The sequence below is a fragment of the Acidiferrobacter thiooxydans genome (assembly GCF_003333315.1).
In the GTDB taxonomy this organism is placed as follows: domain Bacteria; phylum Pseudomonadota; class Gammaproteobacteria; order Acidiferrobacterales; family Acidiferrobacteraceae; genus Acidiferrobacter; species Acidiferrobacter thiooxydans.
The window spans coordinates 1-15,493 of sequence record NZ_PSYR01000002.1 but is presented as its reverse complement, the minus strand read 5'-3'; the positions used below and the strand labels follow the sequence as shown (position 1 = coordinate 15,493).

Genomic DNA, 15,493 nt, shown 5'->3' with positions numbered 1-15,493 from the left:
TCGTCGGGTGCCACCGCGTATTTCAGTCTCTGCCAGCGATACACGAGGATAAGTAGGTCGGCATAGCAATGGGGTATTTCGGCGACTGTCTTCGATGTCTCTGACATCGCCCCCCGCGGAGCCCCTGCTGCCCATGTCGAATCCACCATCCCCTTTAAGCGCTCATCAAAGGTCCCTGCGACATCACCGCCATCACGGTCGCCATGCTTCTTCAATGCTCCCATGTGCGCCATTTCCGGCGGCATTGATCTGTCTTGGTTCGGCCCCGTAACGCAGTGCAAGGTTTCGTGCCGTTCCGGCCATTGCCTTGCGCAAGCGGATCGGCTTCACTACCTCTGCCTTCTCCCCAAAGCCCAGGATCCACCAGCGCAGCTGCTCGGTTTCCGGGACGGTCGCGTTCACCTGTACCCGTCCGTCGCACGTTGGCGTCAGGCGTTGATCTTCGCTCAAGGGCGTCTCTGTGAGGTGGCGTGCGGCGTCGGCGTCAAGCCACAACTCGAGACGAATAGTCTTCCCCTCTCCAAAGCCCATCCGGCCCGAGGCGATATAGGCATCCAGATCAAAGTCGGGGGGCCGGACCACAGGGACCTCGAGCGCCGTGACCGTCTTCATGCGATGCAAGACCAGAAGAAATGGGTCCGTGTAACCGAAGAAGGTGCATACGAGGTACAAAACGGCGCCGCGCTGCACGAGTCCCAGCGGATGGACCGCCTCATACGTGATGGGGCTTTTCTCGCCGGGCTTTAGATAACGGATCTGCACTTGGTGGTCTGTGAGGAGCGCCTCGTAGAGGGTTCTCTGGACCTCGGGGGCTATGGGCGGCACCCGCAGCGTCTGCGTCGGGGAGACGACGCGCACCTTGTCGACCCAGGAGCGGCGCGTGGGGCCAGCCTCGGCAAGCCGCGCGGCTGCAAGCGCGAAGGCAGGCTGCAACTCCGCAAGGACCGCGGGCGGCAATAAAGGCCGCAGGTGCTGCTCGACGAGCTGAAAGGTCAACGCCTGGGACAGGGTAAGGCCGGGGATCGTGAGACCTGGGGCATCCGCCCGCCAGCTCCACCCAAAGGGCTTGCTGCGCTCATCGGCGAGCAGCGGAAAGGGGACGGTCAGCCTTTCGAGGTCGCGTTCGACCGTGCGCTTCGTGACCTGATACCCAGCCTTGACGAGGCTTGCGTGGAGTTCCGCTGTGGTCGTCTTGACGGGATACCGGGGAATCCGTCGCAACATCTCCCACTGGCGCAGAATCGTCTCGCGCTCGCCCGCCATGACCGCCCTACGCGCGCGCATGACGCCGCCTTGTGGTGGCCGCCTGTAGCACCGTACGCCCGGAGGACTCCCGGCCCGGCGCTGCGGGACTGCCCTGGCACACCCCCGACGCAACCCGGACTGTGGATCGCGCACACTCCCCGAAATGTCGTGGCATCGTCTTATCGTTATGTTGTATGTGAAGTTTAGCCCTGCTTCAGGAAAGCCGCCAGCCGCACGAGGGCCTCGGTGTCCCGGCCGCAGTAGCGCCGCAGGGCCTGATCGAGGACCTGTTTGCGGTCCGGCGGGGTGTCGGGGGCGATGGCCTCCCGATAGGCCTCCTGGGCCCCGCCCCCATCCTGCACCTCGGACAGTTCGGCGTAATCCAGATCAGGCGCGATGGTCGGCAAAACGGCCTTGATCGACCACGACCCCTTCATGGCCGGGTGGTAATAGTGCGCGCGCGTCAACGGCAAAAGATCGATCAGGCGCGAAAGAAGGGCCGCAAGCGATGCGGCAAGCTCCGGATATCGGAGGGCGAGCTCACGGATGACACGACCCTCGAAGCCCTGGTTATAGACACAGATAGGGCCCTTCGTGCCCAAGGCCGCAATCAGGGTCTCGGCAAACGCCCTGGTCGGATCGGCGCCGGAGAGATCCAGGAACTCCCAGTGGCTTAGGGCGCCCGATCGGTCCTCGCGATGGCAGGACCACTGAAAGGGCAGCTGCTCATAGGGACGCGTGCCCGGCCAGATCGGCACGGCGAACTGGATCGTCTCGAAATCCACGTAATAGCGGGGGTAATCGAGGACCGCAAGAGCCGCCCGGGCCCCGGGGCGCAGCTCGGGTTGACCGGAGCAGGTCACCTGCCGCACCCACTCGTGAGCGGGGACGGTGAGCACCCCTGCCGGGACATCCCGCACGTCCTGGTAGCCTTTTTCGGCCAGGGCGGCGATCGCCTCCGCCCGGATCCGGGGCAGACAGGAGAGCGGATATTCCGGTGCCTGCGCATGGCAGAAGGCCTGATAGGGGCAGGGATAGGGGTCGTTGCATCCGTCCGTTTCATCCGGCATGGCGCCTGCCAGCGTCCGCCGGGCCGCATCGATCCATCCCGGGACCTCGGCCTGGATAGACGTCACGGCCCTAGTCACGTCCTCCGCGGCAAAGAGGCCATTGCGACTCCCATCCGGCCGGACCTCGTGGTAACAGCCACCCCCCGGGTAGACGAACGCGCTGTTGATGTACTGCAGCACCCGACGCTTCAAGGGCACACCCGCCGCCGCGAAGATCTGTGATTGAATGGCGACATCCTCGAGCTGATAGTCTTTAACATGGGTCGATGACTTCACCTCGATGAGATCGAAGGCTGCGCCCCGTGGCCGGGGCACCAGGACGTCGGCCCGCACCAGCACCCCGTCTTGCTGCACGGTGGCCTCGAACAGGGGCTTGCGCGCCGCAAGTGCTGTCTGCGTCTGGCTCAAGGCCTCGGTCAGCGGTCCCTCGGGGGCAATCAGGATGCCATCCGGCCAGCCCTGACGGGCGATGACGCCCACGTCCGTGCCCGTCGCCAGAACCGCCTCGTTCGTGTCGTCGGCCGGCACGCAGTCCGGCCTATGGACCGACAACCAGAGCCTACGCGGACATTGCCGGAACGCCATCAGTTTCGATTTGGACAAGCCGAAGACGCGCGTCATACCCTCCCCCTCTTCTCGCACCCGTCAGGCGCCAATGGATCGATCATAGGCAAGACCCCGCACATCCTTGTGCTTGACCCAGATGAACCCATCACCCTTCGAGAGCAGGGCCACGTCCACCGGCTCTGACACCGTCTGCTCCTCATCGGCCGACATGCGCATAAAAAACGCGGTCAGATTCACGAGTGACTCGGCCATCTTCGCCAGGTCCTGGCGCGGGAGCGCGCTCACCGCCGACAGAAGCGGCTTCGCGTAGGGCCGCAGAACCTCCTCACGCACCAACTGGGAGAACGCCTCCGCCCTTTCCTCGATCTCTTCGGGTTCGTCTTCGTCGTCGTAATCCTCCAGATCCTGCGGCATCCGGGCGGCCGCTCTCATGAGCTGACCATAGATGCGCGGATGGATCCCTTGGATCACGGAATCGATGATCTCTCTTTGCCCGAAAGGCGCGACCGTGCCGTCCGAGTCCTCGCCGACCCGCGTCTCGTCGGCCTTCCGGTAGCGCAGCGTGCCCGCGGCCAGCGTACCGACCTCGTATTCCAGCAAAATCGGGAAGGGTTCGGCCTCCCCCATGCCGGCGATCACCACATGGCTGCGATCGCGGGGGTGGAACCACTCCTTTTGGTAGGCGAACTCCACAGTCTTGCGCAGGGCCTCCTGCAGGGCGGGGGTCAAGGCCAATTCCTCAAGGAGGTCATGCTCAGCCTCGTCCAGGGCCTCGGCAAAGATCTCCCGCACACGCTGGCCATAGCCCGAACTCACGCAGGCGAGATCCGGATAGCGCTCCCAGTCCTCATGGTCTGCGGCGATGATGGCCGCGAGCTTTTTGAGTTTACCCTTGGGGGTGGTTTTTTCCTCTTCCGCCAGCATCCTTTCCAGTTCGTCCACATAGCACTCCTTCCAGAAGCCGTAGACGAGGCTCTGCAGCCAGTGTGTCTGCGTCTCTCCGGGGAAGAGCCAGTCGGCCCCCTCGATGAACGCAAGGAAGTCCTGCGCATACTCGGCCAAGGTATCAAAGCGCCGCCCCCCGAGCTTTTGCGCGTAGACCTTGACGACCGTCTCCCACGGCACGCCCATGATGTCGGCCGGACCGTATGTCATGATGGCCACCGGCAGATCCGGGGATAGACAAAAGAGCTTCTCGGCCGTGTAATAGACCTTGCTCGCGTTGCCATCCCCGTCGCTCAAGGTGACGGCGCTATCTGCGGCGAGCGCAATACCCCGTTTGTTCATGACCACCACTTCGCACGTCATAGGCCCTCCCCTGTCGCAATCGCCCTTATGGATCATCCGGCCGCGATGGCTTTCCGCGTCCCCGATACGACCCATCATAGGTCCCGGCTGCGACAACCCATGTCGCATGGGAAGATCCGGATCGGGATGGCCTGGGGCGCGTCATATTCCGAGATGGGGCATGAGCTACTTCGCCCTTGCGGCTCCCGCAAGCTTGCGTGGCTGTCGTCTGAAACGCGTTTGAGGTCTTATAGCGCCGTTGGTGTCCTGTTTTGGGGCTGTGGACCGGATGCGGTAAGGCACCCAGGCACAATTGACATCATCAGTAAACAAGGATGGATATGGCAGCGTCCCCACAAAAGATCCACGCGATTATTCACGAGGCGGCCCTGGCGAGTGCCGCCGCAGCGGTGAGCTTCGCGCAGGTCCCTGGTGCCGATGAGGCGGTCATCCTCCCGATTCAGGCGGCAATGGTCATGGCCATTGCCCGCGAGCACGGGGCCTCGGTCACAGAAGGTGTTGTGGCGAAGTTTCTCTTGCCATATGCGAGTCTGACCGTGGGCCGCGTCGTCGTAGAATGGGTTGTGGGGTGGTTGCCTGGCGCCGGCAACGCTGTGAATGCAGCGACAGCCGCCGCACTGACGGAAACCATAGGCTGGGCGGCTGATAAGTATTTTGGGTCTTTTGTTCGCGCCTAGGTATTACCGCGTACACCCATTCCTTTTAAATTCTCCCCATTTCGTTTCTACTAAATGCACCCTGCTGTTCAACAACAGCCACAGCCCTAGCCGAGCCCTTTGTTCCCTCACTTTCCCTCACGCATTTTCGCGCGTTGAGGTGTATCCCGCATTCGACGCCGATATTGGGAATTGCATTGTGTTTCCATGCCCTGCCTGAACGTAAGGGACTTCCGTGCCCTCTGTATTTTCGACAAACTTAGCCAAGTCTCCGCTCCAATGATGTATTTTCCTGGAGCGCATGCAACGCCAGTTTTCTAGGCCTATATCATCCCCTTATTCCCGCTCCTCAGAGCTCATCAGCGCATTGCCGATTTCGAGAATAACAACTGGTTAAGCATTCGAGTTTCATGGCGATGGCTTAGAAATAATCATCTTGCCGCCATTTTGGGTGATGTGAAACCTGTTGAGAACATTCATTCCCAGCAAGGCTTGCGTCTCCATGTCGGGCATCACGGCGACCTGTACGTTTTGCACACGGAAGTCGCCGAATTGCAGATCCCGTGCCCCAGCGACGCAAACCTGTGCCTCGCCGTTTGCTGTCGTGAAACGCGCTGGCACACAACCGAACAGCCCCATGTGCCGCGCTACGCGTTGCGATACCGAGGTCAGAGAAGCCCCAGTATCCACCACAAACCGCACAGAAACGCCGTTAATCGATCCGTTTATCACATAATTGCCGGTGCGGTTTGTGCCGAGTACCACCGAGCCATCGCGCAGAATCTGAACCCGTGAACTCCCCATCCCCGGGATAAATGTCGTGACCAGACCATAAAAAACCAGGCCAATCACAACCCAGAGCAGGATGTACGAAAACACGGGACCCTTGCGCTTGGGTGGGGCTGGTTTGCGTGCGACCGGTGGCCTATCACGCTGTGCGTCTTTGTACCAGTCCCGGTCTTGGTATCCCATCGTGCCCGGAAGCTTACTCTGCGCGGCCTCCAGAATAAAGCCTGAGCCAGCAAGGCTCTCTCTATTACACATACCGTGGCCACCCCACCCTGAACGACATCACGCGCGCCACCGTGAAGGGCGTGAACGCTCTCGCCATAAGGGGAGACGATCATGAAGATCACAACGATGGGAATGGATCTGGTAGAGACGGTTGTTGCCATCCACGGTGTCAAGGCCCATGGCAAGGCGGCTGTCAAAAAAACTATGCAAACGTCTTCAAAGGCGCACGTCTTTCTCCAGCCATAAGCCTTGTCTCATCGCCCTCGAGGCCTGTGGCTGTGCCCACATATGGGGCTCGAAAACCCTCGGCGCCAGGACACACGGTGAGGCTCATGGCCCCGCACCTCGTGAAGCCCTCCGTCAAAGACCCCAAAGAACGATGCCGTCGCTGCCGACGCGATCCCGGACACGGTCTCGCGTCCCAATATGCGCCTCGTGCCCATCAAGAGCACCGAAAGCCATGCGCTCCTCGCGGCCCACCGCGCCCGCTAGGCGTTTGTGAAGGCGCACAGCGCTTAAGGCCAATCGGATCCACGGATTGCCCTCGGAGTTCGGTCCCTAAGGGGCCATAAGGAGGGCTCAACGCGAGCGGCTCTCGAATGTGCAGTCGCTCCCCTCGGGGATCCCCATAATGCTGGACATATGCGCACAATCGATAACCACTCTTTCGCCGGTATGGAGTTTGGCTGCCGCCGCTTTCTCAGACCCCTTCATCGTCATCTGGTCGTTGACATGGCGCCTACTTTGCAGTGATACCACAGGCCGGTTTGCGAAATCCAGCGCGATGGAGGTCACAACGCCGCTTATCCGTACCGTGTGTCCCGCCAAGCGACGGTTCATCGCCCCCGGATCGGTGTGGTAAGCCGTGTAAAGCTTGCGGGCCGAAATCGTGACCACAGGAAGGCGCGGCGATGTGCTGGCGCCTGTCCTGTGAGGAACGAATAGGGGTAATGCCACATCGGCAATCACGAGCCCGAAAAAGGCCACCACCGTGGCCGCGGTAAGTATGCGCCATTGAATTTCGGCGCAATGGGGGCACTGCAAGGTGCGGTAGTTGATGGTTTGCTTGCAATGTCGGCAGATCATGGTGTTCGTGCTTCCCGTGTCAGAGCGATGCGTCTCTCGCGGGGAGTATAGTGGCAAGCGAGACGATCGGCCACACGGTAAGGGCCGATACGCGCGCCCAAGGTCCTGCAGCCAGGGGGCTGCCGGGCGGGCGCGCCTGTAGCCTCGCCTGTTTCTGCCGTGAGGCTTGGTGTCCCGGGTAACGACTGTCCTCCTTTTTGCCCGGTCTCGCAGGGACCCTCTTATACGGCCATCTCGTTTGGTCGCGCCAGGAATGCCGATCGCCGGAGACCGGCGCACAGACCCGGGTAGGCGCTGCGAACGTGGCCGGCTTCTATCTTGAGTATTTGGCAGCAAAGCGTTGGTGAGGGTACGAATGCACGATATACGCCTTCGGTATCCAGGGATCCGCGATGCGGCCTTTGCGGATGGGGGCCTCATTAGTACCGATGGCACGCGAGGCAGGCATGCCCGCAGCGGCCACTTGCCGTTACGTAAAGCTTATCGACACCCTTCACCGCACCATAGTGCCAACCAAGAAGGTCAGGCCTCGAGGAGTTGGCTGAGATGGACCCCAACCCCTGGACAGAATCTCCCGATCCTTAGGTGGATTATCTGCCGGGTTGGTCAAGCGGCTAGATCCCAGGACGCTGTGGTGTAAGCCTCCCACGGTGTCCGTCGATCCAGTGCTTGATGAGGCCTCTCATGATTATAGAAATGGAAGTATTTTGCAAGAGAGGCCCGTGCTTCAGGTATCGATGCATAGGCCTTGAGATACACCTCCTCATACTTGACAGAGCGCCACAACCGCTCGACGAACACGTTGTCACGCCAGCAGCCTTTGCCGTCCATGCTGATGTCGATCGTGTGGGCCTTCAGGACGTCTGTGAAGGCCTCGGAGGTGAATTGCGCCCCTTGGTCGGTGTTGAAGATCTGCGGGGCCCCATAGAGCTCCAGGGCCTCCTCCAAGGCCTCGACACAGGAGTCGGCCTCCAGGGTGGTGGCCAGCCGCCAGGAGAGCACCGCACGCGTGGCCCAGTCCATGATGGCGACGAGATAGCAAAAGCCCCGGGCCATGGGGACGTAGGTCACATCCGCACACCAGACCTGGTTGGGCCGGGTGATGGTCATGCCTCGCAAAAGATAGGGATAAATGCGATGACCCGGACCCGGGGCGCTGGTCTTGCGCCTGGGGTACAGGGTCTCGATCCCCATGACCTGCATGAGCCGCTGGATGCGCTTGCGGTTTACGAACACGCCGTCGCGCTCGAGCCGGTCCCGCAGGCGCCGCGAGCCCAGGAAGGGGTGCTGGAGGTGGAGGGCATCGAGCCGCTTCATGAGCGAAAGATCCTCCTCGGAGACCACAGGCTTCCCCTGGTAATACACGCTCGAGCGGGGCACGCCAAGCCACGCGCATTGGCGTGCGATCGGCACCACCGGATTCTCGCGCTCGACCCGTTGGAGTCTCTCAGCCGTGGTCATTTGCCGAGCACTCGTGCGAAAAAATCGTTCTGGACCGTAAGCTCTCCAATCTTGGCCAGCAAGGCCTCGCGATCGCTGGTGGGTGTCGTCCCCGTGGGCTTGCCGAAAATGCTCGCCGCCTGGTCGATCAACTGCCGGCGCCACTGGGTCACCTGGTTCGGATGGACCTGGTGTTTGGCTGCGATCTCATGGATAGTCTTTTCCCCGGCCAGGGCCTCAAGGGCCACCTTGGCCTTGAACTGCGGGGCGTGATTGCGTCGTGTCTTGCTCATAGGATTTCTGCTCCTTGTTGCGTTACTGTAAGGGCAGATAATCACCTAAGCTAGTGTCCAAGAATTGGGGTCCATCTCTGGCCTCCAGTATTCGTCCGTAGGGCTTCGCCTTGCCGCTCACTGTGCGGCCCACACCAGACGGTCGCTGCGAGGTCCTTACGGGTTGGCGACGTCTGCTCGCCTGCCGAAAAGCCGGCTTAGACGAGCCTGGCCTGCCCGGCGACCGTGCGACAATTCGCCCCGGGCACTGGCTATGATATGCAGCAATGTCATCATCACCAATCTATTGCGCGATCGCGATGTTGAAACGCAAGGAGGTAGCGAGCAGCCCGTTGCGGAAGTAGAAGCGATGCCCCAACGAATTGCCGAGTGGTGTATCCAGCACCAATCTGCCGCAACCCAGGATGCACGCCTCGCGCTTGAGGCGTGCCATCAAATGCTCGCCATGCCCACGGCCGCGCAAGGCTCCATCGGTGACCAAGTCGTCGACATACAGGAAGCGGCCGTACACGAGGTTCTCTTGCACTCGAAAACCTGCCAACGCGATCACGCGCGAGCCCTCAAGCAGCGCCAGGAGGCGATAGCCACCGGCCACCTGGCGGCGCCAGCGGTCGACAAACTCATCTTCGGTGGCAAGGTGTGGCCGCAACTGCGCCATCAGCGGGTAGCAACGCCGGACACCATCCTCGTCGTCGACATATTGCGGGACCGTCGTCGAGGTGATCATGAAGAGTTTCCCGATGCCGAATGCTCAACCGCTACCTGGGGCGCGAATCGGAGCGCCCCGGCTATGCGATTCCAGGCATTGATGGCGCTGACAGCGACTGTCAGGAACGTGATTTCGCTCTCGGAGAACTGCTCCTGCAGTTCGGCATAGATCGCATCAGAAACAACCGATCCGGCCATGAACGTCAACGCTTCCGCCCATGCCAAGGCGGCATGCTCACGTGCGGAGAACACGCCCGCCTCACGCCATGCCGCCACCAAGTCGAGCTTGACCGAAGGCACCCCGATCTGGCGCGCCACGTTCAGGTGGTACTGGATACAGAATGCGCAGCCGTTGATCTGCGAGGCGCGCAACTTGATCAGCTCGACCAATGATTTGTCGAGCCCCGAGTCACCGACGACTCGGCCAAGGGTACCGAGTGCAGCGGCCGCCGCCGGCGCGATTCGATCAAAAGTGGCGCGGTCGATGCGGGGGTTGTGTTTTGGGGGCGTCATGATGGTCATTCCTGTCTGCCATGGTAAGTGTTAGTATCAGTGCTCGAACATAATATACGAACACTGACATTATGAACAAGACCACGAACAGGACCACGGTACCAAGCGTGGGCGAAGGCAAACGGGGCGAGCAGGGTCACATCGGCTACCTGCTGCGGCAGGCGAATGCCGCCCATCGGCTTGGCATGGAGCGTGCTTTGAAGGACTTGGGGGTCACGCTGCCGCAGTTCTCGGTTCTAACTATGCTCGCAGCCTATCCCGGCGCATCGAATGCGGACTTGGCGCGTCTGTCATTGCTGACACCACAGACCATGAGCGTGATCGTGACGAACCTGGAGCGCCGTGGCGCGGTCTTGCGCCGCCCGCATGCGGTGCATGGGCGCATTCGGCACATTGAGGTGACCAAGGCAGGGCTACAGCTACTCGGCCGGTGCCGCGCCCGCGTAAAGGCGGCTGAAGAAAAACTGCTAGCTCATGTGTCTCCAACCGACGAACAAGTGATCAGGCGCTGGCTGGTGAAAGTGGCGGCGCTTGAAGTTGGACTCTAGTTGAGCGGCTCGTTACCGCAAACAATCGCCCAAAAACTCGGGGACAAGCATGGCAAGCCTTTGCACATACGGACTCCATTCCCTTATCCGGTACAGGTAGTCCGCCGATTGGAGTCTGCCTCATGTATCGCAGGTCTGCCGCGTTCGAAGGCGCGCAGCCTCCTGGCCGCAGGGCGCGCAATCCATGGCCGCATCGGTGCGTGCTGGGAACGGCGGGCGGTTGAAGGCCCATGCGGCGTCCGGGTGAGTACGCCTCGACCTTCGTGGCGGCTACGTCGCCGGAACCCCACGCGCGGCGCCCGATCACCGGGGCTTCGCCCGGCGCGGCCAAAGGATCTTCGCACCGGAATATCGCCCACCGTCAGGCATAACGGCATGCCAACCCTTGCTCGCCGTTGTGAGCCCCTCTCGGCGACAGAACTTCAGGAGAAGGCCTCGCAGGTCCCGCGGCTCGCCCATGCAGCTCATGACGCGAAGAGCTGTCTCCCTATGCTCGGTTATCGCCTGCGCGGGCCCGGCCTCCTTGACGGAACGGGAGAGGGAGATCTGCCCACTCCGGTTGCCCCGTCCACCCGATCGACCTGTCCGGGGCCCACACGATATCAGCGCGAAGCCGGGTATGGGAGGGTTGTTGGAGCGGTACGGCGCATCCGGCCTGCGCTCGGCATTGAGGTAGGTGAAGGACTCAATCGGTGCCTCACCGGCACCAAGCGCGTCTTCGAGCGGCGCGTCGCCCTCGGCTCCGCTGCCGAGCAGGCGCGGCTTTGGGATACATGCCGCCCCCGCAAGGCATCGATCTGCGCGACGTCATCATCGCCGTCGAAGGCGATGGATTCCGTGCCCAAGCTTTTGGCATACCTGGACGACTTCCAGGTCAACGACACCGCAGATCTCAGCGTGAGGCGCGGCGACACGACGCGCGAGACGGCCGCAATCTTGCGACTGGGGATGTGACGGTAATGAAAGGCAAGGCGCCACTCGCGAGGGTGGCGCCACCAGACAAGGCCGTTCCGTTCAGCTGTTGATTGGGATGCTGCGGCCGCGCGGACTGCCAGCCTGGGCGCGCTTGTCGATGGTGACGGTAAGCACGCCGTTCTTGAACGAGGCCTTGAACGTATCCTGATCGGCATCTGCCGGCACATTCAGTGCGCGCTGGAAGCTGCCGTAACTGCGCTCGATGCGGTGATACTGGGCGTCCTTATGCTCTTGCTCCTGACGCTTCTCGCCGCGGATGTAGAGCACGTCGTCTTCCAGCGTGAGCTGGATGTCCTTTTCCTCGACGCCCGGCACCTCAAGCGTGATGCGGTACTGCTTGTCGGTTTCCTGGATGTCGAGCGATGGACGTAGAAGGCCCTGCCATTCGGGCGCCACTCTCGGCCAGCTCAGCCGTGGCCAGGAAAGCCCGAAACCGTGGAAGGCATCATTGAAGTGAAGTGGTCCCTACGCAGCGGACCTCATAGACGGGTCTTGATCTGGGTGTTGCATTCTGCGCGCATACTCGTTGGGCGACAAGTATCCGAGTGATGAGTGCAGGCGGACAGGATTGTAGAATCCGTGGATGTATTGCGCGATCGCTCTGTGGGCGTCCTGTTTTGTCGCATACGGCTCGGTCGCTTCTTCGGTCTTCAGTGTTGCGAAGAAGCTCTCCGAGACCGCATTGTCCCAGCAATTTCCCTTGCGACTCATGCTGGCCACCATGCCAAGTGCGCCGAGAGCGTTGCGGAAATCATCGCTGGCGTACTGGCTGCCGCGGTCGGAATGAAACACCGTACCGGATGGCGGTGTCTGGAGATGGCAGGCATTGCGCAGCGCATTGAGCACCAGCTCATCGGGCATGCGATCCGAGAGGCTGTAGCCGAGCACCTGGCGTGTCTGTAAGGCGATAATCACCGCCAGGTACAGCCAGCCTCACGAGTGGCAACGTACGTGATGTCGCTTGTCCAGGCCGGCACGGCTGTGTCGACGCTAAATCGCCTCTGTAGGACGTTCGGGGCGATGGCGCGCTGATGGGCACTGTCGGTCGTGCGCGGCACGAAGCGCCCTTTACGCACGCCTCGCAAGCCTTCCTCGCGCATCACTCGATGCACACGTTTGGGGTTGATGCGCATGCCCTGTGCGCGCAGGGCATGCGTGAGGCGCCGGCGACCATAGCGGCGCCGGCTTTCCTCGTGGACCTGTATGATCGCTGCACGCAACGGAGCGTCCGCGTCGCTCTGTGGCGCACGTTCTCGGCCTGCCAGGCGAAGAATCCCGACGTCGATACCTCAAGTACCTTTCTATTACACACATCTTTCTGTCAACAAAGCATGAGGCATCGATGAATATCGATAGGTAATCGAATGGCCTGTCTTATGCGTTGCAGAGATGCCGGCGAAAGTCCCGCACGAGCGGATAGATCCAGATACTTTTGACGGGCTTTGCGTGGCGATGCAAGACGTCGAGCTTACCGCGCCCTTGAGTATCCCCAAGGTTTTGCCAGTTGGCCGCCTTGTAGCAGGTACCGGTAAAGCGCGGCTTCTCGACGAAGGTTTCGAGCAGAACCGGGCGATAGCTGTAGCGGGCGTGCCAGTCGTCGGGGAGTCGGCGGCTGACCAAGGCCAGGATCCGTGAGGCCAAGTTTGGGCAATGGATCCACGGCAGAATAAGGAAACGGGCATTGTTGACGATCAGGTGCAGATTGCGTTGCCGCTGATCGACCGTCCAGCCGATGGCCTGATCGCGGGGCTTGACCTTCCAGGCGCTGGCCCCGAAGCCCAGGGCCGCGACGATCTGGCCTTGGGCGCGTACGAAGTAGCGCAGTTGCGCCCCGGGCATGAGGGTATGCCCGAGGTAGTGGTGGCGTTCGATATAGGCGTTCCACAGCCGCGATTCGGCTCTGCCGAGGACCGGATCAATGGTGAGCGTAGCGAGATCGATGGCCGGGATGACGGCGGTTCGCAAACCGCCTGTTCGATGTCCGGATAGGACCGGTAGGTGACGGGCTTGGGTTGCGCGGCGGGGCAGTGTGATCAGCCCATCGGCGTGCATGCGGTTGAGGGCCACGCGACAGCTCATATCCTTCAGAGCGCCATTTTCCCGGCGCCATCCGAGCCTCTCACAGACTTCCCGGGATAAACGAGCACGGTTCATCTGGGGGTCGTGAGCCACTCGCGGATCAGCGCGATCTCGGCTGGTGTAAACTCTCGTCCGCAGTAGCGCATCGTTCAGCTCGAGTCGCGCGGGCTGAGGACATGTTTATGGGCACGCAGTGTCTCGACCGTCTCGTAAAGACTCGTCCAGCCGCGCCAGAGCACGGTGACGCCGGGTTCGCCATCCCCCTTGCGGCCCAAGTGGCCGCCGAGCCGGCCCAGCATGCGCACCATGTCGCGCAGCGTCGGGGCAGGACCTGCGGGGGCAATGCCCGCGTGACGCGGATATGCAGCGCTTCGACCTCCTCCTCGGAGAACACCTCGGTGGCCGGCCGATCCGGGTGCGCGCGGGCCAGGTAGGTCACATGCATCAGGCGCACGCCGATGATGCTGAAAAGCGTCAGATAGCGCTTGAGGCGCAAGGCCTCCTCGAGCAGGCAGTCCTCGACCTTGCAGCCGGATTTGAGCACCTTATGCCAGATCTCGATGCCCCAGCGCCGCCCATACCACCGCACCTTCTCGGTGGCGGACGCGAAGTCTTTGACGATGAGATTGTGAGCAACACCCAGCTGATCGGCTCCACCCGGCCGGCGGGGACGACTCGGTCGCCCCGATCAGGGTGACGGTCACAGGCTCGCTGGAGCCGGACGTCTGGGCCGCCCCACGGCGCGGTGGGGCTGGATCGTGACCTCGGCTGTGCGCACCTCGATCGCCGCCGTGCGCGCCTTACGACTGCCGTTGCCAGGAACCTCAATCGTCATGCTCCCCCATGCCGGGGCATCGCTCAACGCCTCGAGCATCCGCGTGCAGCCCGCGCTGTCTTCGGGCACGAGCTTGCGGTCGGTGCGCGCGCGGATGAGATAGTGCGCCTGCAGGTCCTGGGCGCGTGTCAAGAACTCGAAGAAGTCCGATTCGCGGTCGGCCACGGTGACGACCGGCACGCCCGCGGGCGCCCGCTCGACCGTCTCTTTGAGCGCAATAAGCCATTTCGCGCTCTCTTTTTCCTCGATCGCCGTGACCTGCAGGCGCTCGATCTTCTCCTGATAGTCTTCCTCCGGGATCTCCCCGCGCGCCCAGATGCTTTGGCTCACGATCCCGAGCGGCACGCCCGAGGTGGTGAAGGCCAGTGCGTTATGCATGATGAGGCCCCGGTCATGCGCGGCGTTGCTCTTGCCAATCGGTCCGAGGCCCCGAGTCCTGACGTGCCGGCCGTAGGAGAAGAAGACCGTGTCCTGCATCACCAGCACCGCACCCCCGCAGCCGGCCATGCGCGCGGCCGTCGCTTCCCAATGGGGTTTGAGGATCCCCGCCGCGCTCGCCTTGGCATTATTGAACAGCCGATACGCCGCTTGCGTACTGGCCCAATTGCCGCACGCTTCATTGATCGGCGAGCCGGGAGATTGGGCGAGATATTCCGCAGTTTTCACCAAGCGACGATCCAGGCGTTTATCGGAGAGGTCGGCGCGGGCAAACTCTTGTCTCACCCACTCGACCGACTCTGTGCCGGCCTCCATGATCGCCCGCACATCCGGATCCCCAACGCCTCGACTTTTGCACGCCGTCCGCCTGTCCTTGTCGCACGCCGCGACAACCGCCACCTTACGCAATCTCGGCGCGTGTGTCCAGCACTTTCGTTAGGCGCGTCAAACAATCAGAGAAAATCGCCAAAGATGTGTGCAATAGAAAGCTCAAGTACCCGGCACATGAACCCGATCGGGTAGTGAGTCCCTGCGAGGCGATATAGGCGTACTTCACTTGGACTCCTTCGCAAAGTACGCTGCGGCTTTTTTTATGAAATCGCGCTCCATGCGCAGCTGAGCATTCTCGGCTCGAAGCCGTGCATTCTCGGCTTCCACATCGCTCACAGGACGGCGCTTCCCGTCCTTGGCGAACCCTGCTCCATCACGCGAAATGCGG

The 15,493-nt window shown here is 61.9% G+C and carries 18 protein-coding genes and 1 pseudogene; 5 read left to right on the top strand and 14 right to left on the bottom strand.

What is annotated here, in order from left to right; genetic code table 11:
* Positions 1-192: 192 nt before the first annotated feature.
* From C4900_RS07205 to C4900_RS07195, 3 genes are all read right to left on the bottom strand, one after another.
* Positions 193-1,284 carry a helix-turn-helix transcriptional regulator gene (locus C4900_RS07205; RefSeq protein ID WP_083995696.1) on the bottom strand — a complete coding sequence of 364 codons (1,092 nt, stop codon included), beginning with the start codon at positions 1,282-1,284 and terminating at the stop codon, positions 193-195.
* A gap of 164 nt (positions 1,285-1,448) precedes the next feature.
* The gene (locus C4900_RS07200) at positions 1,449-2,936 is read right to left on the bottom strand and encodes a DUF2779 domain-containing protein (RefSeq protein WP_083995695.1); all 1,488 of its coding nucleotides are present in this window, start codon (positions 2,934-2,936) and stop codon (positions 1,449-1,451) included.
* A 24-nt stretch (positions 2,937-2,960) separates the two neighbouring features.
* Positions 2,961-4,190 carry a hypothetical protein gene (locus C4900_RS07195; protein WP_114282842.1) on the bottom strand — a complete coding sequence of 410 codons (1,230 nt, stop codon included), beginning with the start codon at positions 4,188-4,190 and terminating at the stop codon, positions 2,961-2,963.
* Positions 4,191-4,510: 320 nt separating this feature from the next.
* Between C4900_RS07195 and C4900_RS07190 the strand changes: the two genes are divergently transcribed.
* Positions 4,511-4,867, top strand: coding sequence for a hypothetical protein (locus C4900_RS07190; protein WP_141689216.1), 357 nt, complete (start codon positions 4,511-4,513; stop codon positions 4,865-4,867).
* A gap of 387 nt (positions 4,868-5,254) precedes the next feature.
* Here the strand turns inward: C4900_RS07190 and C4900_RS07185 are convergent, their stop codons facing one another.
* Positions 5,255-5,890 carry a retropepsin-like aspartic protease family protein gene (locus tag C4900_RS07185; protein WP_065969411.1) on the bottom strand — a complete coding sequence of 212 codons (636 nt, stop codon included), beginning with the start codon at positions 5,888-5,890 and terminating at the stop codon, positions 5,255-5,257.
* 81 nt (positions 5,891-5,971) lie between these two features.
* On the opposite strand from C4900_RS07185, the gene C4900_RS16900 reads away from it, so the two are divergent.
* Positions 5,972-6,106 (top strand): hypothetical protein, encoded by a 135-nt coding sequence (locus C4900_RS16900; protein ID WP_267254365.1) that lies wholly within the window; start codon positions 5,972-5,974, stop codon positions 6,104-6,106.
* 333 nt (positions 6,107-6,439) lie between these two features.
* On the opposite strand, the gene C4900_RS15985 is transcribed toward C4900_RS16900, so the two are convergent.
* From C4900_RS15985 to C4900_RS07160, 4 genes are all read right to left on the bottom strand, one after another.
* A complete protein-coding gene (locus C4900_RS15985) occupies positions 6,440-6,946 on the bottom strand; it encodes an OB-fold protein (RefSeq protein ID WP_065969409.1) in 507 nt (168 codons plus the stop codon).
* A 606-nt stretch (positions 6,947-7,552) separates the two neighbouring features.
* Positions 7,553-8,679, bottom strand: a protein-coding gene (locus C4900_RS07175; protein WP_114282776.1) for an IS3 family transposase whose coding sequence is annotated in 2 segments (ribosomal slippage) — positions 7,553-8,418 and positions 8,418-8,679 — 1,128 coding nt in all. Because the reading frame shifts where the segments join, the coding sequence is not laid out codon by codon here.
* A gap of 283 nt (positions 8,680-8,962) precedes the next feature.
* Positions 8,963-9,406: a GNAT family N-acetyltransferase gene (locus C4900_RS07165; protein ID WP_083996056.1), complete on the bottom strand. Its 444-nt coding sequence runs from the start codon at positions 9,404-9,406 to the stop codon at positions 8,963-8,965.
* Positions 9,403-9,900, bottom strand: coding sequence for a carboxymuconolactone decarboxylase family protein (locus C4900_RS07160; protein WP_065971419.1), 498 nt, complete (start codon positions 9,898-9,900; stop codon positions 9,403-9,405). The genes C4900_RS07165 and C4900_RS07160 overlap by 4 nt, the downstream gene beginning before the upstream one ends.
* Before the next feature lie 71 nt (positions 9,901-9,971).
* Here C4900_RS07160 and C4900_RS07155 point away from each other — a divergent pair, with 71 nt between their 5' ends.
* On the top strand, positions 9,972-10,448 hold the full coding sequence (locus tag C4900_RS07155) for a MarR family winged helix-turn-helix transcriptional regulator (protein ID WP_065971416.1): 477 nt from the start codon (positions 9,972-9,974) through the stop codon (positions 10,446-10,448).
* Positions 10,449-10,937: 489 nt separating this feature from the next.
* Positions 10,938-11,402, top strand: coding sequence for a hypothetical protein (locus C4900_RS15825; RefSeq protein WP_147267150.1), 465 nt, complete (start codon positions 10,938-10,940; stop codon positions 11,400-11,402).
* Positions 11,403-11,462: 60 nt separating this feature from the next.
* On the opposite strand, the pseudogene C4900_RS07150 reads toward C4900_RS15825, so the two are convergent.
* The 5 genes and pseudogenes from C4900_RS07150 to C4900_RS07130 all read right to left on the bottom strand — a co-directional run.
* Positions 11,463-11,876, bottom strand: a pseudogene (locus C4900_RS07150) (Hsp20/alpha crystallin family protein); the annotation flags it as partial.
* A 12-nt stretch (positions 11,877-11,888) separates the two neighbouring features.
* Positions 11,889-12,338: an IS3 family transposase gene (locus C4900_RS07145; RefSeq protein ID WP_170132460.1), complete on the bottom strand. Its 450-nt coding sequence runs from the start codon at positions 12,336-12,338 to the stop codon at positions 11,889-11,891.
* Entirely contained in the window at positions 12,335-12,643 is a 309-nt protein-coding gene (locus C4900_RS07140) for an IS3 family transposase (protein ID WP_170132459.1), read from the bottom strand. Before C4900_RS07140 ends, C4900_RS07145 begins: the two co-directional genes overlap by 4 nt.
* Before the next feature lie 154 nt (positions 12,644-12,797).
* Positions 12,798-13,388: a Druantia anti-phage system protein DruA gene (locus C4900_RS07135; protein WP_211306822.1), complete on the bottom strand. Its 591-nt coding sequence runs from the start codon at positions 13,386-13,388 to the stop codon at positions 12,798-12,800.
* Positions 13,389-13,651: 263 nt separating this feature from the next.
* Positions 13,652-13,819 carry an IS4 family transposase gene (locus C4900_RS07130; protein ID WP_267896463.1) on the bottom strand — a complete coding sequence of 56 codons (168 nt, stop codon included), beginning with the start codon at positions 13,817-13,819 and terminating at the stop codon, positions 13,652-13,654.
* A 44-nt stretch (positions 13,820-13,863) separates the two neighbouring features.
* Between C4900_RS07130 and C4900_RS07125 the strand changes: the two genes are divergently transcribed.
* Positions 13,864-14,199: a hypothetical protein gene (locus C4900_RS07125; RefSeq protein WP_114282836.1), complete on the top strand. Its 336-nt coding sequence runs from the start codon at positions 13,864-13,866 to the stop codon at positions 14,197-14,199.
* A 3-nt stretch (positions 14,200-14,202) separates the two neighbouring features.
* On the opposite strand, the gene C4900_RS07120 is transcribed toward C4900_RS07125, so the two are convergent.
* Positions 14,203-15,102: an IS4 family transposase gene (locus C4900_RS07120; RefSeq protein WP_147267153.1), complete on the bottom strand. Its 900-nt coding sequence runs from the start codon at positions 15,100-15,102 to the stop codon at positions 14,203-14,205.
* Positions 15,103-15,493: the final 391 nt, after the last annotated feature.